Here is a 19,127-nt window from a genome sequence, read left to right as displayed (position 1 = left end):
CTCCCCCAATTAAAGCATATCAAGGAATCGATTTGTAATAACTTCCGTATCTTCCGGTGTCCGGCATATAATTAACATCGTATCATCACCGCAAATCGTTCCTAATATTTCTTCCCAATCAAGATTGTCGATTAATGCTCCAATGGCCATTGCATTACCCGGCAGGCATTTCATCACGAGCAAATGGCCAGCTGAATCAATTCTTACAAACGCATCGATTAATGACCGTTTTAATTTTTGTAATGGATTAAACCTTTGGTCTGCAGGCAGGCTGTACTTATAGCGACCATCGATTAATGGGACTTTAACAAGATGCAATTCTTTAATATCGCGTGACACTGTCGCCTGCGTTACATTATAGCCTGCACTTTTAAGCTCGTCCACTAACTCATCCTGTGTCTCAATATCATTGCTGGCAATAATCTCTCTAATTTTTATATGGCGTTGGCCTTTATTCATTTTTTCACCCCATAGTCATTAAAACATCTAAGTATTTTGTACTAAAATGTCGTATCTACCCATATGGTAGCATAAAAATACAGGAAAATACACATTCAAAAAGGATAAGCAATTGCCTATCCTTCTGGAGTTTGTTTCGTTTTAAATTCTAAATGAGATTCTTTTACTACCTCTAAGGAGCTAACAGGGAGTAAGTTCATTCCTGCTTCCTGTTCCCCATTCCATTTAAGGTGCAGTAAGTATTCAATATTTCCATCCCCACCAGTAATCGGTGAGAAGGAAAGGTTGGCAGCACAATATCCCTGCTGAAGGGAAAAGTTAATTATTTTTTCTACTACCTGTAAATGGACCTTTTCTTCACGAACGATCCCCTTTTTACCCACCTGATCACGTCCCGCCTCAAATTGCGGCTTTACAAGTGCGATAATATCACTTCCGGGTATAAGAAGTGTTTTTAACACTGGCAATATTAAGGTTAAAGAGATAAATGATACATCAATCGTCGCAAAGTTCGGCATTTCCCCACCTAAGTCAGCAGGTGTTACATAGCGGAAATTTGTTCTTTCCATTACCACAACGCGTTTATCCTGCCTTAGCTTCCAAGCAAGCTGATTGTAGCCAACATCGAGGGCATATGACATTTTCGCACCATTTTGCAAAGCACAATCAGTGAATCCACCAGTTGAAGCACCAATGTCTAATAAAACCTTATCTAACACATTCACATCAAAAACCTTTAGTGCCTTTTCAAGCTTTAATCCTCCGCGGCTTACATAAGGGAGCATATTCCCCTTAATATTTAGTGGAACATCGACCTTTACTTTTTCACCCGGTTTATCCAATCGCTCTTCATTTGTATAAACTAACCCTGCCATGATGGCTCTTTTTGCCTTTTCCCTCGTCTCAATCAATCCTCGTTCTACGAGTAACACGTCTAATCTTTCTTTATTTTTCATTATTTAAGCCCTTTGCTGTTTTTTCCTTGCCAGAATGGAAATCCTTTTGCTTACTTCCTCTGTCGTTAAGCCTATCTCTTCAAGCAGGGAGCCTACATCGCCATGTTCAATAAATTGATCCGGGATTCCGATTCGGTCAATTTGGGGATGATAAAACCCATGGTCATGAGCAAACTCAAGAACAGCACTTCCAAAGCCGCCTTGTAAAACTGCCTCCTCAATGGTGAGAAGCGGGATATTATTTTCTAATAAACCGGTCAACATTTTTTCATCCAATGGCTTTATAAACCTAGCATTCACAACCCTCACAGAAATCCCTTTCTTTTCAAGTGCCAATGCCGCTTCCATTGCCATTGGAATGGTAGTACCAAAGGTTAGTATAGCCGCATCATCGCCGTCTTTTAAAACCTCCCATGTACCGATAGGAATCTTCCGAAATTCCTCATCCATTTGGACACCGACTCCATTGCCACGCGGGAATCTCATCGCTATTGGGCCATCATCGTAATTTAAAGCGGTATATACCATATGCTGGCCTTCATTTTCGTCTTTTGGCATCATGAGCACGATATTAGGAATATGTCTTAAAAAAGCAATATCAAATACGCCTTGGTGCGTTTCACCATCGGCGCCAACTAACCCTGCTCGGTCAATACCAATAAAAACATTTAAGTTTTGCCTGCAGATATCATGAACAACCTGATCATAGGCACGTTGTAAAAACGTGGAGTATATCGCTAAAAAAGGCTTCATATTCTGTGTAGCTAAACCTGCTGCAACTGTCGCGGCATGCTGTTCGGCGATCCCAACATCATACATTCGTTCAGGGAACTCACTGGCAAAGCCTTCGAGCTTAGAACCTACCGGCATCGCTGGAGTAATCGCCACAATTCGTTCATCGCTCCGTGCCAGCTTTCGAACTGTTTCGCTTACTAAACTGCTCCATGCGGGCGGCTGCTTTTTAGCTGGTTTAACAAAATCTCCAGTATCCATCTTATATGGACCAGTTCCGTGCCATGTACCTGTTTTATCACTTTCTGCCGGTTGATACCCTTTACCCTTTTTAGTGATGACATGAAGAAGAACGGGCCCTTCAGTCTTTTTAGCATAGCTAAGGTTCTCAAATAAAGCGTCAAAATTATGGCCATCAATCGGACCCAAATAAGTAAATCCTAATTCTTCAAAAAACATGCCCGAAACCACTAAATATTTAAGACTATCCTTGATTCGTTCCGCCGTTGCCGCAAGTTTACCGCCAACAGCAGGAACTTTTTTCAATAGCACTTCAAGTTCATCTTTCACCCATTGATATTTTCCGGCCGTGCGCAATTGGCCAAGAATATTATGAAGGGCACCCACATTTGGAGCGATTGACATTTCATTATCGTTTAAAATAACGATCATATCTTTTTTCTCATGACCAATATGATTTAAGGCTTCTAATGCCATTCCACCTGTTAAGGCACCATCACCAATCACCGGAACCACGAAGGATTTTTCCTTTTTTAAATCCCTGGCAATTGCCATCCCCATTGCTGCTGAAAGCGAAGTGGAGCTGTGGCCTGTCTCCCAAACATCATGCTCGCTTTCAACCATCTTAGGGAAACCGCATAAACCTTTAAATTGTCTAAGGGTATCAAATTCACTGGCCCTGCCTGTTAAAATTTTATGAACATAGGATTGATGACCAACATCCCAGATAATTTTATCTTTTGGACTGTCAAAACATTTATGTAAAGCAATGGTTAATTCCACTACACCCAGATTCGGTCCAATGTGGCCTCCAGTTACAGATAGCTTTTCAACCAAGAATTGGCGAATTTCCTGACTTAAAGTCTTCAACTCGTTATTCGACATCCTTTTTAAAAAGGATGGGTCCTTTATTGATAATAAATCCATTTTTGGACCACTCACTTTCATACATTTTCTTTCGTGCGCTAAAACGCGCTTCGGCTTTTCTTTTGAAAAAATAGCCGTTAACACGATATGTGATAACGGCATTAACAACGTTCTCTACATTGAAAACGATTATATCATAATAAATTCATTACCTCAAACACCCATTATTAGTGATCTCTTGAAGCAACTAGATCCGTTATTTCTCTTAGCAAATTTGTATTTAAGCCAGTCTTTTTCAGAAATTCCTTTGCTTGGTTTATTTGGTTACTTAAAGCAGCTCTTGCACCTTCCAAAGATAACAATTGCGGATAAGTACTCTTATCGTTTGCTGTATCACTTCCAACAGGCTTGCCAATCACCTGTTGATTGCCGGTCAAATCCAGAATATCATCCTGTATTTGAAATGCAAGACCAAGGTGATGGGCGAAGGCAGAAAGATGATCAAATTGACTTTGACTTGCCTCTGCCATTATAGCCCCCGCTACCACACAAAACTTAAGCAGCTTACCTGTTTTATGAATATGTATATAATCAAGCTCCTCTAGAGAGAGTTTCTTCCCTTCACCTTCCATATCAGCAACTTGACCGCCAACCATTCCTTCTGTCCCGGCCGCTCTTGCCATTTCAATCACTAACTTTAGTTTCGTATCGGCCGAAGCAAATTCATTTGGAAGAGTACTAATTACCTCGAAACTATAGGTTAACAACGCATCACCGGCTAATATGGCAACGGCATCACCAAAAACCTTATGATTGGTCGGTTTTCCTCTCCTTAAATCGTCATTATCCATGCTTGGCAAATCATCGTGGATTAATGAGTAGGTATGGATCATTTCAGCCGCAGCCGCAGCATTCAGCCCATTTTTAGGGTCGATTCCAAACGCGTCTAATGTTGCAAATAGCAATAGAGGACGGATTCTTTTTCCGCCCGCTTCAAGGGAATAAATCATAGATTCCTTGATAACAGAAGGGGCATCAAGCCTTTCAACCCGTGCACGTAGCTCCGAATCAAGCAGTTGTTTATATTCTTGTGCAAATGCGTCTAGAAACCCGGTTCCCAAGTCCTATTCCTCCTCATCGATAGAAAAATTCTCCGCACGTCCATCCTCTGTAATGATTTGCGTCAGTTGTTCTTCTACACTTTTCAATTTATCATGACAAAGTTTTGACAGTTCCATTCCTTCTTTATAGAAAAGAATCGCCTTTTCCAATGGAACGTCGCCCTCTTCAAGCTTATCTACAATTTGTTCCAGTTTCGACATTGCTTCTTCAAAGGTTATTGTTTTTTCATTGGTCACTGGTTTCTCTCTCCTTTATATTCTCCACATTACAGAAAAGACTCCCATCTGGTAATTGAATCTGAACTTGCTCGTTTACTTTTACCTGTTTAACACTTTTCACAAGTCGGTTATCATCTGAATAAGCCAAGCTATATCCGCGCTCCATTATTTTCAATGGACTCAATGCCTGTAAGGTCGAGAGGATATGGTCGAAATCTGTTTGTTTTTTTGAAAGTATTTGCAGCATAGAGCGGTTCATATCTTTTTGCGTACGATCAAAACGTTTTTTTGCTTCTTCAAGTGCTTCGTTAGGATGATTTCTCAGCAGTCGTTTGTACAAAATCTCTTGCTGTCCCTTTTTAAATATCGTCAATCGGGACGTCCCGCGAACAAGCATTTCTGTTAATTTGTCGAGCTGTTCAAGCTTTTGTTCATAAAGGCGGTGAGGATAGCGAAAGGCATACGATTTTTGAACACGATTTAAGCGTTCTTTTTCAAATTGAAATTTCCCATTCATAGCACGGATCAGGCGGGTTTGCCGCTGCAAAATCCTGTCCATTAACTCTTCCAAATGGGGAACGGCAAGTTCAGCAGCACCAGTTGGAGTAGGTGCGCGTAAGTCTGCAACAAAATCGGCAATCGTAAAATCGGTTTCATGGCCAACAGCTGAAATAATCGGGATCTTGGATGCAAAGATGGCACGAGCCGTTAGTTCTTCATTAAAAGCCCATAGCTCCTCAATTGAGCCTCCCCCGCGGCCGACGATCAAAACATCAATTTCCTTCATGTTATTTGCTTTTTCAATTGCCTTCACAATTGAAGGGGCTGCGTGATCACCTTGAACAAGTGCTGGGAATACCAGAATATTTGCGATGGGATAGCGTCTTTTAATTGTTGTGATAACATCCCTAATGGCTGCGCCTGTTGGTGAAGTAATGACGCCAACCGTTCTTGGATAAAGCGGAATCGCCTTTTTCGTTTCAGGCGCGAACAATCCCTCCGCTTCTAGCCTTTGTTTTAACTGCTCATATGCTAAAAACAATTCTCCAATACCATCTGGCTGCATTTCTTTAATATAAATTTGGTATTGGCCGCTAGGTTCATATACCGTGATATCCCCTTTAACAATTACCTTCATCCCGTTTTCAGGTGAAAATTTCATGAAACGAGACTGGCTGGCAAACATCACAGCAAGAATCCGGGCTTTTTCATCCTTTAATGTAAAATACATGTGTCCGCTCGAATGCTGCTTAAAATTTGAAATTTCCCCTCTAACATGAATATCACGTAAATGCGGGTCGGCATCAAATTTTCTTTTTATGTATTTTGTTAAAGCATTTACAGATAGATATCTTTGCTCCTGCATAACTAGTTCCTCTTTTCAACCAATTAGCTAAAACTGTCCTTATCTATTATAAATGAAGTCACTTTGTATGTCTGAACAGTCGACTTAGAAAGGAACTTCAACCATAAAAGATAAGGACAAGAGTCTGCTTACTTGCGGTCTAAACTTTCAGCGGCGGATTTTAGCGTATTGTACATTAGCATTGTAATGGTCATCGGGCCGACTCCCTTTGGCACTGGAGTGATATATCCTGCTTTCTCAGACACCTCATCAAAGTCAACATCCCCGCAAAGCTTCCCGGCTTCATTGCGGTTAATTCCGACATCAATAACAACGGCGCCATCCTTCACATGCTCTCCCTTTATAAAGTTAGGTATCCCAACAGCGGCAACAAGGATATCTGCTTGATTTGTATGGAACTTTAAATCTTTGGTTCTTGAGTGACAATATGTGACAGTTGCATGTTGATTAAGGAATAATTGGCCCACAGGCTTGCCGACAATATTGCTTCTTCCAACTACCACAACATGCTTACCTGAAATGGAAATATCTGATTCCTCAAGTAATACCATTATTCCGTAGGGGGTACATGGCAAGAATGCATTTTGCCCAGTCATCATCCTGCCAATATTAATTGGATGGAAACCATCGACATCCTTTAAAGGAGAGATAGATTCAATTACCTTTTTTTCATCGATATGTTTTGGAAGCGGAAGCTGAACCAATATACCATGAATCTCAGTGGCCTCGTTCAATTCTTCAATTTTTGCGAGTAATTCTCCCTCGGAGACCGCCTCTGGCATTTCAATTAATAAAGAGTACATGCCAAGTTCTTTACATGCTTTTTCTTTATTTTTTACATATGTCTGTGATGCATGGTTATTTCCAACGAGAATGACGGCTAATCCCGGAGTAATCCCCTGACTCTTTAGTTTTTCAACCTCTTCAGCAATTTCTAATCTTTTTTTCGCGGCGATTTCTTTTCCATTAATAATTTGAGCAGTCATTGTTATTTCTCCCCTTATTCCGAGAAGACCCAATCAATTAATCGGTAGGAAGCTTTTGTTTCACCTTTGAAAGAACACCATTAATAAACTTGCTTGATTGGTCATCCCCGTATATTTTAGCTATTTCTATGGCCTCATCTAAAATTACATTTTCCGGAACTTCATTTCGGAAATATTTCAATTCATATGTAGCGATCCTTAATAAATTTCGATCAACTGTTGCCAAGCGGTCTAGTGACCATTTCTCAAGGTTTTGTATGATTAATTCATCAATTTCAGCTTTTTGTTCGATAACACCCAAAACCAGACTTGATAGATACTCGTCACCTGCCTCCCCTTCCAAAACATGTTCTATCGCTAATGATGGTTCAGTGCTGCTTACATCAATTTGAAAAAGAGCTTGTAACGCTTTTTCCCGTGCTGTTCTTCTTTTCATTATACCGTTAACTCCTTTAGATATATTAAATAATTTTTGTCGATTTTTCATACATGAACCGTTATAAAAGCTAATAAGTTTGCTTGCACATAAAAAGATAATAGCATAACTAAAGGAGAATCGCACACTACGGTTGATTTTTTATTATTTGGAATTATTAGTGAATAAAAAAGAAAAACCAAAGGAATTATTCCCTTGGTTCTCCATGTTAAAGCTCTGATTCAATTTCAAGTTCGTTCTTTTGGGTTTCAAATTGAATCCCTACAACGTGAATGTTAACTTCTTCAGCATCTAATGCCGTCATATTTAGCAGTGCTTGACGAATGTTATCTTGTATTTTGCCTGCAACATTTGGAATAGAGATGCCAAACTTCATCAAACAATAGACATCAACTTTAATTCCGGTTTCAGTTAGCTCAACTTTTACGCCCTTACCGTGGTTTTTCTTCCCTAAGCGCTCTACAACACCTGCAGCAAAATTACCGCGCATTCCTGCTACACCTTCTACCTCGGAAGCAGCAATCCCTGCAATAACCTCAATGACTTCAGGGGCAATTTCTATTTTCCCATGGCCGTTATTTCCTTGATCCATTTCCAAGACACTAAATTCGCTCATTTTAGAACACCTCCAGATATTAGATAGACTTCATCACATCATGCAATTCCAGGAATTTCGTATTAAAATTGCCTTCTACGAATTTTTCGTGTTCAAGCAGTTTTAAATGAAACGGTATGGTAGTATGGATGCCTTCAACAACAAACTCACTTAAAGCACGTTTCATTCTTGAAATCGCTTCTTCCCTGCTGCTGCCATATGTGATGACTTTCGCAATCATGGAATCGTAATACGGCGGAATCGTATATCCTGGATATGCCGCTGAATCAATACGAACTCCTAACCCGCCAGGCGGTAAATACATTTTAATTTTTCCGGCTGAAGGGAGAAAGTTCTTCTCTGGATTTTCTGCATTAATCCGGCATTCGATGGCCCAGCCTGTAAACGTGACATCCTGCTGGGTGATTGTAAGTTTTTCGCCGCTTGCCACTCGAATCATTTCCTTAATAAGGTCGATTCCAGTGACCATTTCTGTTACAGGATGCTCCACCTGTATCCTCGTGTTCATTTCCATAAAATAATATTTACGATTGCGGTAGTCATATATAAATTCTACCGTGCCAGCACCCGAATAATCAACTGCTTTTGCAGCTTTAACTGCTGCATTTCCCATTTCTTCGCGGATTTCTCCGTCTAAAGCAGGTGAAGGGGTTTCTTCTAGCAATTTTTGCAGCCTGCGCTGGATGGAGCAATCTCTTTCACCTAAATGGATGGTATTACCGTAAGTATCACCAAGAACCTGAATTTCAACATGGCGGAAATCCTCAATATATTTTTCTATGTATACCCCGGGATTTCCAAATGCCGTCAACGCTTCTTGCTGGGTGATATTGATGCCTTTTATTAATTCCTGTTCATTCTTGGCAACGCGGATTCCTTTTCCGCCGCCGCCTGCAGTTGCTTTTATTATGACTGGATATTCAATCTTTTTAACGAGTTCAAGTGCCTCATCGATATCATTGATAATTCCAGTTGAACCGGGAACAATTGGAACACCGGCTTCACGCATGGTTTCTCTGGCAATATCCTTTGTACCCATTTTTGTGATGGCTTCAGGGCTCGGACCGACAAAGGTGATATTGCATTCACGGCAAAGTTCTGCGAAATCGGCATTTTCAGCAAGGAAACCATAACCTGGATGAATGGCATCACAGGCGGTCAGCTTTGCGACACTAATAATATTTGTAACGTTTAAATAACTTTCTTTTGAAGATGTGGGTCCAATACAATAGGCTTCATCTGCCAGTTGGACATGCAGAGCTTCACGATCTGCTTCGGAATAAACGGCAACAGATTCAATTCCCATTTCCCGGCAGGCGCGAATAATCCTTACTGCAATTTCTCCTCTGTTTGCAATTAACAGTTTTTTTATCATCCTGTTACCGCTCCTTACTCAGGCTTTACTAAAAATAAAGGCTGTCCATATTCTACTAATTGTCCATTTTTAACAAGTACTTCAACAACTTCACCGTTTACTTCTGCCTCAATCTCATTAAACAATTTCATTGCTTCAACAATACAAACAATGGAGTCCTTTGAAACTTTTGACCCTGCCTTTACATATACATCGGCATCTGGGGTTGGTGAAGCATAGAAAGTGCCTACCATTGGAGAAGTAATTTTGTGTAAGTTCGCTGTTACTTCTGCGGTTGCTGTTACATCTTGCGCTTCCTGTATTACTTCCACTGCATGTGCAACAGATGTAACAGGTGTTTGAATGGCAGCTGGCATCACCGGAGCAGGTGCTGTTTGTACAACTGGTTGTACAGTTGTTACCGTTGCCTCACTATTTTTTTTCATTTTAATTTTTGAACCTTCATTTTCATATACAAATTCATCAATACTAGACTGGTCAACCAATTTAATTAATTCACGAATTTCTTGTACTTTTAACATTTAGGAACACTCCTTGTACAGCTTTAATTAGGACTTACTACTAATACTATACGATAATATTTAGTAATAGTTCAATATTTTATATCGTAAGGGAAAGATCATTTCACTTATTACCCTCTTCTTCCATCATAATCTTTTTTTGAGGAAAAACAAATTTCCAACTGCTGTATCAACTCAAATGATTATTTTTCCCTAAGATCAAAGTGTTTAAACAATGGAAAAAAGGAAAGTCTTTGACCTCCCTTTTTTTATCATTATTTTGCTGGCTGATATTCAACTGCTACATAATTGGTTTCATCAATTTCCTTTTTCACTTCAAGCATAATCTTATTGGCCTCTGAGGCTGAAGGCTTTTTCTTCGATTTAACCGTAACAATTACCTTTGGACCATCTGCCCTTACAAGGACATCATCAAACCCCATTGTTTTGATAAATGTTTCAAGCAATTCTTCACTTTGGGCAACTTTATTCAATTTATTCATTTGATCCTTCACCTTACTTCTTTCGTCTGCTGAAAGATCGGTGGAGGCTAGTTGAGTGGTTAATTCTTCTTGATGCTCACTGCGCAGGTCTTCGAGTTTCATTCGAAGTTCTTCAAAGGCACTATCACCTGCTACACTAGATACGACTGTTTTACCGTCTTTAGCCTCAGTTTTTGTTTTACCTTGATTTTGATCTTTAGCCTTTTGTTGTACTGCTGCCAGGTCATTATTTTTTTGCTCTGGAGATGTAATGTAATAAACCGATAACACCACTACTAAACTTAACATTGTTAATAACCAAACCGTTTGTTTTTTCAAAAGCATATTGATAATCCCCCTTTTATTTTTTAGGCATGACAGCAACTCGGTGGCTAGGTACTCCCAATGCCCTAGTGACTGCTTCCTTAATCCATTTTTTCACTTCGATATTGTCTGCTCCCTTGGCAACCACCAGTACACCGCGAATTTCCGGCTTTTTTGTTTCTACAACAATCGGCACCTCTTTTTCGCCTTCACGGATAATGACCAACTGTTCATCTGTTGAACTATCGACTACTTTACGCTGTCCGCCTTCGCGATCTGTTTCATCCGTCGTTTGCGATTTGGTTACTCTATTTTTCTCAAGAACCTTCTTATCAGTTGAATCAATGGTCACAACAACGGTTACATCATCGACTCCCAGCATTTCCTGTAATGCCTTCTTCATCTGATTTTCATATTTTTCCTCATATTCAGCCATTGCCTTATTGCCGGAACTCTTTTTCATGCCAAATGCCGGTACATCTTCAGAGGCTGTTTTTTCGGTTGCTGCAGCAGGTACGGCAGCAGGATTTGTATCCTTTTTAAACAAAATGTTACTTGCAATCATAAATGCGGCACCAATACATAGGACAAGGAGCATATACTGGTATTTACCAGGCTTCTTCTCACCTTTCTCATCCAGTTTTAGTATTTTTTTGAGCCGCGATAACGGCCCTTTATTGTTATCCATTCTTCTTTTTAATCCCCCCTTCAATCGAAACTTCCACTGTTTCTTCTGTTACACTCCATTTCTGCGAAAGAAATGAGGCAATTTTTTCGGTTTCTTCTGTTGATCCTTTAGATGGAAGAGGTTTTTCTGTGTTTATTTCGATTTGTTTAATCGCTTCGACTGTCTTTACGCCCGGATCTGGCTGTTTCAGAAGAACCATAACCTTTTGGAGGTTTTCAGGGAATGCTTGGTCGCTTTCTTCGTTTATGGCTAGGTCAATTTTTTCTATCTCCAATCCGTATTGTTCCATCAACTCCTCCTTAACGCCCTTTTTCAGCTGGACAGCCAATTCTTCTAAAATATATGCATGTTGTGAAGCTTGTATTTCTTTTTTCTTTAAATCTATTACATTTTTCATATTTTTTTCTCCAGGCGCTTGGTATGTTGGAATAGAACCTAGTGCTGCTTCAAAGTCCTTAGAGATCAATTTAAAGATGGGGGTAAGAATAATGGCAATCAAGAGCAGCCCTGTAACCATCTTGCTATATTTTTGCATGCTGGAATTTGGCAGCAACATATCAATGACAGTCGCTAAAAGGATAAAAAGAATTATATTCGTTACCCACTCTTTCAAAAAATCCATTCTGCTTCCCCCCTATCTCATCATCATCGTTAAATTTCCAGCCGCCACTATCACTGTAATACTTAAAAAGAACATCAGCGACACAATTCCCAGCGCTGCAAAGACATAGATGACGCTTTTGCTGATAATATCAAGACATTTAATCACAGGACCACCGCCTAAAGGCTGAAGGATGGCAGCTGCAAATTTATAAATAAAGGCAATCATTAATATTTTAATAGCCGGGAATGCGACAATAATGAGCAGGATAGCAACTCCTGCAATGCCAACTGTGTTTTTTAAGAGTACAGATGCACTAACCACTGTGTCTGTGGCATCGGTAAACATCCTTCCGATGACAGGAATAAAGTTTCCTGTTACAAATTTTGCGGTTCTTATAGCCACCCCATCGGTTACGGCTGTTGAAGCCCCCTGGACAGATATAACTCCAAGAAATATCGTTAAGAAAAGTCCCATTAACCCAATGCTCCAGTTTCTTAAAAGGGCGGCTAATTGTGACACTTTATATTGTTCAGACATTGTACTGACAATACTAAGTAACGTTGCTAAAAAGAGAAGTGGCAGAATCACATATTGCATGAACATACCGCTCATATTCATTAAGAATAAAATGACTGGATGAAAGAATGCTGCAGATACTAATCCTCCTGATGCCGCTATTAGCGCAAGCAGAAGGGGAACAAGTGCGAGTATAAAGGAGATCATCGTTCCGATTGCTTCATTTGTATAGCTGATTGCGATATGGAAACTATTAAGTGCAAGGATGACCAGCACCATATACACAATGGAATAGGCAACCTTACTAATAGCACTTTTCTCGAAGGCATTTTGCATGGATTGAAGAAACATGCTAAAAATGGTTAACATGATTAACGAACCAAGTAATTTTCCATTTGCTACAAATTCATGAAAGGCGAACTTTAATACTCCCTGACCCCATTGTTTAAATGAGAACTTTTTATCGCCCTTTACGAAATCATATAAGCTTCCTTTTTGGCTTTCAGGGAGGAAGCCGCCATATTTATTGGTAATATCCTCCCAGAATTGCTTAAGTTCTGCTAAGTCCAATGTCTTTAGCTGTTCATCTACCAACTCCTGTGGTGAAAGCGGGTTAGAGGTATCTTTGGATTCTTCTGCAGCTTGGACACTTGGAATGAATAGAAAAAAGATTAAAAGAATGATAATAGGAATAATCTGCAGCCTCTGCTTCAATTTTTACACCTCTTTAGAAAAGCGTAAGCGCCTAGGCGCTGGAGCTAGACAATTATTTAACTCGGAATTAGTTTGATAATGGTTTCAATCAAAACTGTTAAAATTGGGATCGCCATGGCGAGAATGATGATTTTTCCTGCTAATTCAATTTTAGAGGCGATCGCTCCCATACCTGCATCCTTGGTAATTTGGGTGGCGAATTCGGCAATATAGGCAATTCCAATGATTTTAAGTATCGTTTCAACATAAATCATATTTACCTTTGCATTCACTGCCAGCTTTTCAAGCATATGAATGATTTCAAAGATCTTATCCACTAAAAAGAGAAAAATAGCACAGCCAACAAAAACGACTAAGAGAAAAGCAAAATTAGGTTTTTGCTCTTTAATGATTAATGCAAGAAAGGTTGCGATGAGAGCGACACCAACAATTTTTATGATTTCAATCGAAAAGCCCCCCTTTCTATTGAAACAAGAATACTGATTTTATTTTCTGGAAGAGATCATCTACGATCGAGGCTACCTGAAATAAAATATAGATAAACCCGAACAGTGTGACCCATTGTGCATATTCCTTCTTGCCAACCTGATCAAGAACTGTATGCAAAAAAGCCACAACAATTCCGACACCGGCGATTTTAAAAATGATATCCACATCTAGACCCATTGCTTTTCCCCCTAAAATAATAAAATTATCAGTAATAATCCTGATAAGAATCCTAGACTCTTTACCATTTTTTCATATTTTGCCTGCCGGTCGATGGCATCAGCTTCTTCTCTTTCCAGGTGGGAAAGAGTGAGCATAATATGTTTTTGCTGGGAAAGGCGATCATGGCGGCCAAGGGTTTCTCCAAATTGCTTCATAATTTCGAATTCACCCTGTTTTAAAGCTGTTGACTTCCAAATCTCTTTTAAACTAGTCTCCCAGGCTTCTTTAACTGTTGTCTCAGTGTCAGTTAGTTTCTTTGCAAAGGATTCAAAAAACATCGATAAAGGATTGGAAAGCTGGGCAGCTAATCTCCGGGCTGCTTCATGCAAGGGTGTATGGCTGTACATTATTTCAGCCTCAAGTGATTGGAGTGCTGACCTTAACGCTCTTAGCTGCTTTGGGCGTTCACTAAAATTCCGGGAAGCCTCAAATCCTGTCCAAGTAGTCGCAACAATAATGATGATGGCACCAATTAACTTAATCATTTATGTCACTCTCACTTTTTGATTCATTTCCTGCCCACTTTCGTTTAGAATATGGGTAATAGTCCCAGGCCCCGATGCCCTGCTAAGAATAACAAACCGTTCAAAAATTCTTTGGTCAATAATATCCCTTAGTGACGGCCTGTTTCGTACTTCTTCAATGCTCGTCCCGTGTGTGGTCATAACTAGTTTTATTCCCGCATGTACCGCCTCTTGAATGGCCTCTGCATCTTCCTTCCGGCCAATTTCGTCAACAATTAAAACATCGGGGCTCATCGAGCGAATCAGCATCATCATTCCTTCTGCCTTTGGACAGGCATCTAACACGTCCAGGCGATGGCCAAACGTCAATTGCGGAACCCCATTCACGCATCCGGCAATTTCACTCCGTTCATCAACAATTCCAGTCTTACTAGCCAGTATCCCTTTTACAGTATTCCCTAAGGAAATGATCCTGGCGATATCACGTAGCAGAGTCGTTTTTCCCGTTTGCGGTGGACCGATAATCATCGTATGCATCCAGCTGCCTTGAAAAATAAATGGAATGATAGGTTCGGCTATTCCCACCTTTTCCCTGGCAATTCGAATGTTAAAAGAGGAAATATCCCTAATCGCCTTGACCTTACCGTCCTCAAGAATGACTTTCCCGGCAAGTCCAATACGATGTCCCCCCGATACTGTTATATACCCGCGTTTGAGCTCTTCTTCAAGCGCATAAATGGAGAAATGGCTAATTTTATTCATTAGTTGAAAAGCATCTTCAGGCTGAATAATATACGATAAAAACCGCGGAACTCCCTTTAGCGATATTTCAATTGGCCGGTTAATACGGATGCGTATTTCCTCTAATTCTTCTTTTTGGTTAGGAGGGATTTTGCTGATTAGGTCTGTAATATTTTTTGGTAAAAAGTTAAGGATTGTTTCCACGTATGCTTCCTCCCTTTATTTGCATTTCTCATTATTTAAAATGTATGCCTGCTTGGACACAATATGACTTTCTAATCTGTTAATTCATTTCTATTTTTTTGATAAGATTGCTAGAACCAAATATAAAAGAATAGATTTTAAAATAGGAACATTTCTTGTGGGCTATCCGTATTTTATAAGAGGGAACATATTAAAGGGGGAAATAAATTGTATAATTACTTGCCGCCTAATCGAAACGGTTTACACCACAAAGGCCACTTAATAAAGGTAACAGGCGAAGGAGAACTGGCAATCCAACCTGATACGGCTTCAGTGAAATTAGGGGTGATCACGGAAAATAAGGAATTGATAACAGCACAGCAGCAGAACTCCGTTGAAGTAACAAAAGTAATCAACGCCCTTCGAGGACTAGGAATACCAAATAATCAATTACAAACGTTCGACTATCGTATTGAATCAGATTATGATTTTGATCAAGGGAAACAAATATTTCGCGGTTATAAAATAACTCATCTATTACAAGTGAAAATAGAAGATTTACCACTGGTAGGCAAAGTAGTGGATACAGCAGTTCAAAACGGGGTTAACTATGTCTCTAATGTTCAATTTACAGCTAAGAATAAGGATACTTTTTATCAGCAAGCATTAGTCCTTGCACTAAACAATGCAATTGAAAAAGCCAAAACCATTGCGGAGACATTAAACGTGACGCTAATCCCGACACCAAGTTTAGTCGTCGAAGGCGGAAGTTCGGTTCAGCCCTTTTCCCATCCATCTGAAACCTTTGTGAAGGGAGTCAGTACAACTCAATTTGAACCGGGGCAAATCCTGGTTAAGGCTGCTATTTCTGCAGAATTTCATTATCATACTGCATATTAAGAAAAGCGGAAGGCGCCCGCTTATCGGCGTATATTAGAAAAAGAGCAGGCACTTGAAATTATTCAGGTGCCTGCTCTTTTTTAAATCATGATTAGTTGTCGTATTTCTTTGCCCAATTATACAGCTGCATTTCAGTAATGGCACCGTTAAAGTGCTCCCTTATAACTCCCTGCTTATCAATGACAAACGTTTCAGGCTGGCCGGTAACATTAAACCGCTTTGCAACCTTAGCATTATAATCAAATAAATAAATCATTCCCTCTTTATTGTTCTCAGTAACTTTTTTTATCCTATCAATTGTTTCTCCGCGGTTGATCATAAGTAGGGGATATTTATTTCCATAATCCTTTTGAAATGCTGCCAGTTCAGGGAACTCCTCTTTACATGGTGCACACCAGCTCGCAAAATAGTTTACTATAACGACTTTACCCTTGTATTCAGCTAGTTTAGTTGTTCCACCCTCATAATTTGGCAGTTCGAAATTATAAGCCTTATCACCAACATCCGTATTTTTACCTTTTGTAACTAAACTATAGCCAAAAAAGCCGAACATACCAACAATAAGAATCAATACGAGTAATTTGATGACTCTTGTATTCATCGTATTTCCCCCTGACACCCAGACTAGCTGTCTATTTATCGAGCTGCTTCAAAAAATCAATTTCCTTTTTTAGCTTGTCATGTCTTTTACCGAGAATAAACATATAAGCAAAAATGACCACCCAGGCAACGGAATAAGCACCTAACATATATTCATAATTCATGATTAAACCCTCCTATTTATCCAATTGTTCTCTTAATTTTTCTTTATATTGCTCAACCTTAATTCTCATATTTTCAAAAGAAACACCCTTATAAAGTAGGTAAGAATAAAGAATGGTAAAAGCGGTAATCGTGATTAGCAATGCTGCTAACATTGTATCCTCAATCCCGCCGCCCTTTTGAGATGGGCCATCACCAAAAACAATTGGGTGGAATTTCGTTTGCCACCAACGAATGGCGAAGAATACGATTGGAACATCAGCAAAACCGATGATGCCAAAGACAGCTGAGAGTCGAGCCTTTTTATCCCAAACGCCATCCATCTGCCTAATCATAATGTAGGCAATGTAGATAAAGAATAGAATTAATGTCGTGATTAAACGCGGCTCCCATACCCACCATGTATTCCAAGCCGATCTGGCCCAAATGGGACCTGTCGTTAACACAATAATTGTAAACACAACACCAATTTCAGCTGAAACATAGGCATAGGTGTCAAATATTCTTTTCCGCTTGATTAAGAACAAAATACTAAATACAAATGTGACAAAAAACGCCATAAACGCTAGCCATGCAGAGCTCACATGAAAATAAAAGATTTTTTGTGCAGCATGCATAGTTGTTTCTTCTGCAGCAAAAATGAAAATAAAGTAAAGAGAAACTAGCATCGTGATCACTGTGGCACCAAACAAAATTTTTGAGAGATTTGTTGATTTTGCATCAGCCAACTGTGTTCCAGGAAGCACCGCTTTCTCTCGTTCGAGATTCATACTCATCACTTAAACCTCCAGCACATAATCTATTAATAAGAAACAAACAACGAAGAAGATAACATCATACGCCGTGACTAATTGGATCCAAGCGAGTGCGCTTGAAAGCTTTTCCATATTCGTTAAAATGATTTTCGTTGCCTGAACAACACCAATTAAAATTGGCGTTGTAATCGGAAAAAGCAAAAGCGGCAGCAGCATTTCACTGCTTTTAGAATTGGCAGCCAGGGCAGCTAAGAATGTTCCAACTGCAATAAATCCAAAGCTTCCTAAAAAAATGATTAAAATAAAATATGGGAAACTTCCAAGAAATTTGAAATCGAATAGTAAGAATAAAAACGGAATAGAAACTAGTTCTACAACAAGCATCATCGCAAAATTTGCCAGAAACTTTCCTAAATAAATACTCTGGGCCTCCATTGGTGCAACCAACAATCCTTGCATCGTATCATTTCGCTGCTCTGATATAAATGACCGGTTAAGACCTAAAATTCCAGCAAACACGATAATGACCCAAATAACCCCAGGAATAACAGCCTTTGTTGTGTTATTAGCAGGGTCAAAAGCAAAACTAAATACTACAATTACAAGCGCGGCGAAAATGATCTGCGTTGTGAGAATTTGTTTTGTTTTAAGCTCTGAATATAAATCCTTTTTAGCCAGAAAGTGAGCTGTTCGGAATAGGTTCATGATACCCCCTCCATCTGAAGCTCGTATTTTCCGGAAACATATCCTAAGTTTCGATTTTCAATCTTAAAGTCATCAACAATTTTTCCATTCTTCACAATGATAACCCGATCACAGATTTCTGCTGCCTGCTTAAAATCATGGGTAACCATCAACGTTGTTGCACCTTTTTCTTTCATCGAAAGAATGACATTGTTCAGAATCGAAATTGCTCCTTGATCCAACCCTGTGTGCGGTTCGTCTAAAAGCAGGACCTCGGGATCATGGACAATTGCACGGGCGATAGCAATCCTCTGGATCATTCCGCGTGAAAAATTCTTGACCGGTTCATTCAAAAAAAACGACAATCCTACTTCTTTTACAAGTTTAATAGCTTTTTGTTCCACATCTTTAACCCCATAAATATTCCCAAAGAAAACGAGATTTTCTAACGGGGAGTAATGATCATAAAGCAAGCTGGAATGCGGTAAATAACCTAATACCTTTTTTATTTCAATATGGTTCTTTTTCAACTCCAAATCATTCACCAACACTTGCCCTGATGTGGGTTTAATTAACGTTGCCAATACCTTTAGAAGCGTACTCTTACCGGCACCATTTGGTCCTAAGATGGCTACCGTTTCCCCTTTTTCTACCCGGAGGTCTACACCACGCAAGATTAGCTTATTATCAGCCTGCTTTGTCAGATTTTTAATTTCTATCATCTGCAGT

At 39.6% G+C, this 19,127-nt stretch carries 25 protein-coding genes; 1 reads left to right on the top strand and 24 read right to left on the bottom strand.

Annotated elements, in window-relative coordinates; translation table 11 throughout:
* Positions 1-9: 9 nt before the first annotated feature.
* From ahrC to spoIIIAA, 19 genes are all read right to left on the bottom strand, one after another.
* Positions 10-459: a transcriptional regulator AhrC/ArgR gene (gene ahrC, locus ACIQXV_RS04585; RefSeq protein ID WP_007087923.1), complete on the bottom strand. Its 450-nt coding sequence runs from the start codon at positions 457-459 to the stop codon at positions 10-12.
* A gap of 116 nt (positions 460-575) precedes the next feature.
* Entirely contained in the window at positions 576-1,415 is an 840-nt protein-coding gene (locus ACIQXV_RS04580) for a TlyA family RNA methyltransferase (RefSeq protein ID WP_402956461.1), read from the bottom strand.
* 3 nt (positions 1,416-1,418) lie between these two features.
* Entirely contained in the window at positions 1,419-3,314 is a 1,896-nt protein-coding gene (gene dxs / locus ACIQXV_RS04575) for a 1-deoxy-D-xylulose-5-phosphate synthase (protein WP_402957128.1), read from the bottom strand.
* Positions 3,315-3,481: 167 nt separating this feature from the next.
* Positions 3,482-4,375, bottom strand: a complete 894-nt coding sequence (locus ACIQXV_RS04570; protein WP_402956459.1) for a polyprenyl synthetase family protein — start codon at positions 4,373-4,375, stop codon at positions 3,482-3,484.
* A gap of 3 nt (positions 4,376-4,378) precedes the next feature.
* Positions 4,379-4,612 carry an exodeoxyribonuclease VII small subunit gene (locus ACIQXV_RS04565; protein WP_402956457.1) on the bottom strand — a complete coding sequence of 78 codons (234 nt, stop codon included), beginning with the start codon at positions 4,610-4,612 and terminating at the stop codon, positions 4,379-4,381.
* On the bottom strand, positions 4,602-5,960 hold the full coding sequence (gene xseA, locus ACIQXV_RS04560; RefSeq protein ID WP_402956455.1) for an exodeoxyribonuclease VII large subunit: 1,359 nt from the start codon (positions 5,958-5,960) through the stop codon (positions 4,602-4,604). The genes ACIQXV_RS04565 and xseA overlap by 11 nt, the downstream gene beginning before the upstream one ends.
* A 128-nt stretch (positions 5,961-6,088) precedes the next feature.
* A complete protein-coding gene (gene folD / locus ACIQXV_RS04555; protein WP_402956453.1) occupies positions 6,089-6,946 on the bottom strand; it encodes a bifunctional methylenetetrahydrofolate dehydrogenase/methenyltetrahydrofolate cyclohydrolase FolD in 858 nt (285 codons plus the stop codon).
* A 37-nt stretch (positions 6,947-6,983) separates the two neighbouring features.
* Positions 6,984-7,382 carry a transcription antitermination factor NusB gene (gene nusB / locus ACIQXV_RS04550; RefSeq protein ID WP_402956451.1) on the bottom strand — a complete coding sequence of 133 codons (399 nt, stop codon included), beginning with the start codon at positions 7,380-7,382 and terminating at the stop codon, positions 6,984-6,986.
* Between the two features lie 208 nt (positions 7,383-7,590).
* A complete protein-coding gene (locus tag ACIQXV_RS04545; protein WP_402956449.1) occupies positions 7,591-7,998 on the bottom strand; it encodes an Asp23/Gls24 family envelope stress response protein in 408 nt (135 codons plus the stop codon).
* A 19-nt stretch (positions 7,999-8,017) separates the two neighbouring features.
* Positions 8,018-9,373, bottom strand: coding sequence for an acetyl-CoA carboxylase biotin carboxylase subunit (gene accC, locus ACIQXV_RS04540; protein ID WP_402956447.1), 1,356 nt, complete (start codon positions 9,371-9,373; stop codon positions 8,018-8,020).
* Positions 9,374-9,387: 14 nt separating this feature from the next.
* Positions 9,388-9,894 (bottom strand): acetyl-CoA carboxylase biotin carboxyl carrier protein, encoded by a 507-nt coding sequence (accB, locus tag ACIQXV_RS04535; protein WP_402956445.1) that lies wholly within the window; start codon positions 9,892-9,894, stop codon positions 9,388-9,390.
* A gap of 254 nt (positions 9,895-10,148) precedes the next feature.
* A complete protein-coding gene (locus tag ACIQXV_RS04530; protein ID WP_402956443.1) occupies positions 10,149-10,700 on the bottom strand; it encodes a SpoIIIAH-like family protein in 552 nt (183 codons plus the stop codon).
* A 16-nt stretch (positions 10,701-10,716) separates the two neighbouring features.
* Positions 10,717-11,367, bottom strand: coding sequence for a stage III sporulation protein AG (gene spoIIIAG, locus ACIQXV_RS04525; RefSeq protein ID WP_402956441.1), 651 nt, complete (start codon positions 11,365-11,367; stop codon positions 10,717-10,719).
* Positions 11,360-11,989 (bottom strand): stage III sporulation protein AF, encoded by a 630-nt coding sequence (spoIIIAF, locus tag ACIQXV_RS04520; RefSeq protein ID WP_402956439.1) that lies wholly within the window; start codon positions 11,987-11,989, stop codon positions 11,360-11,362. The genes spoIIIAG and spoIIIAF overlap by 8 nt, the downstream gene beginning before the upstream one ends.
* Before the next feature lie 12 nt (positions 11,990-12,001).
* Positions 12,002-13,201: a stage III sporulation protein AE gene (gene spoIIIAE / locus ACIQXV_RS04515; protein WP_402956437.1), complete on the bottom strand. Its 1,200-nt coding sequence runs from the start codon at positions 13,199-13,201 to the stop codon at positions 12,002-12,004.
* 56 nt (positions 13,202-13,257) lie between these two features.
* Positions 13,258-13,647 (bottom strand): stage III sporulation protein AD, encoded by a 390-nt coding sequence (spoIIIAD, locus tag ACIQXV_RS04510; RefSeq protein WP_402957127.1) that lies wholly within the window; start codon positions 13,645-13,647, stop codon positions 13,258-13,260.
* Between the two features lie 16 nt (positions 13,648-13,663).
* Positions 13,664-13,867 (bottom strand): stage III sporulation protein AC, encoded by a 204-nt coding sequence (spoIIIAC, locus tag ACIQXV_RS04505; RefSeq protein ID WP_173070597.1) that lies wholly within the window; start codon positions 13,865-13,867, stop codon positions 13,664-13,666.
* 11 nt (positions 13,868-13,878) lie between these two features.
* Complete coding sequence (spoIIIAB, locus tag ACIQXV_RS04500; RefSeq protein ID WP_402956434.1) at positions 13,879-14,394, bottom strand: stage III sporulation protein SpoIIIAB; 516 nt, start codon at positions 14,392-14,394, stop codon at positions 13,879-13,881.
* Positions 14,395-15,318 (bottom strand): stage III sporulation protein AA, encoded by a 924-nt coding sequence (spoIIIAA, locus tag ACIQXV_RS04495; protein ID WP_402956432.1) that lies wholly within the window; start codon positions 15,316-15,318, stop codon positions 14,395-14,397.
* A 207-nt stretch (positions 15,319-15,525) separates the two neighbouring features.
* Here spoIIIAA and ACIQXV_RS04490 point away from each other — a divergent pair, with 207 nt between their 5' ends.
* Positions 15,526-16,197 carry an SIMPL domain-containing protein gene (locus ACIQXV_RS04490; RefSeq protein WP_402956430.1) on the top strand — a complete coding sequence of 224 codons (672 nt, stop codon included), beginning with the start codon at positions 15,526-15,528 and terminating at the stop codon, positions 16,195-16,197.
* Positions 16,198-16,288: 91 nt separating this feature from the next.
* Here the strand turns inward: ACIQXV_RS04490 and ACIQXV_RS04485 are convergent, their stop codons facing one another.
* From ACIQXV_RS04485 to ccmA, 5 genes are read right to left on the bottom strand one after another with little or no spacing between them, the layout of a single operon-like run.
* Positions 16,289-16,798, bottom strand: a complete 510-nt coding sequence (locus ACIQXV_RS04485) for a TlpA family protein disulfide reductase (protein WP_402956428.1) — start codon at positions 16,796-16,798, stop codon at positions 16,289-16,291.
* Positions 16,799-16,829: 31 nt separating this feature from the next.
* A complete protein-coding gene (locus tag ACIQXV_RS04480) occupies positions 16,830-16,961 on the bottom strand; it encodes a CcmD family protein (protein ID WP_402956426.1) in 132 nt (43 codons plus the stop codon).
* Positions 16,962-16,973: 12 nt separating this feature from the next.
* Positions 16,974-17,735, bottom strand: a complete 762-nt coding sequence (locus ACIQXV_RS04475; RefSeq protein ID WP_402956424.1) for a cytochrome c biogenesis protein — start codon at positions 17,733-17,735, stop codon at positions 16,974-16,976.
* Between the two features lie 3 nt (positions 17,736-17,738).
* On the bottom strand, positions 17,739-18,419 hold the full coding sequence (locus ACIQXV_RS04470; protein WP_402956422.1) for a heme exporter protein CcmB: 681 nt from the start codon (positions 18,417-18,419) through the stop codon (positions 17,739-17,741).
* Positions 18,416-19,120, bottom strand: coding sequence for a heme ABC exporter ATP-binding protein CcmA (gene ccmA, locus ACIQXV_RS04465; RefSeq protein ID WP_402956420.1), 705 nt, complete (start codon positions 19,118-19,120; stop codon positions 18,416-18,418). The genes ACIQXV_RS04470 and ccmA overlap by 4 nt, the downstream gene beginning before the upstream one ends.
* Between the last annotated feature and the right edge of the window lie 7 nt (positions 19,121-19,127).

The sequence above is a fragment of the Neobacillus sp. NPDC097160 genome (assembly GCF_044762155.1).
GTDB lineage: Bacteria > Bacillota > Bacilli > Bacillales > Cytobacillaceae > Neobacillus.
Note: the sequence above shows the minus strand (reverse complement) of the source record. Positions and strands in the feature narration are given on the sequence as shown.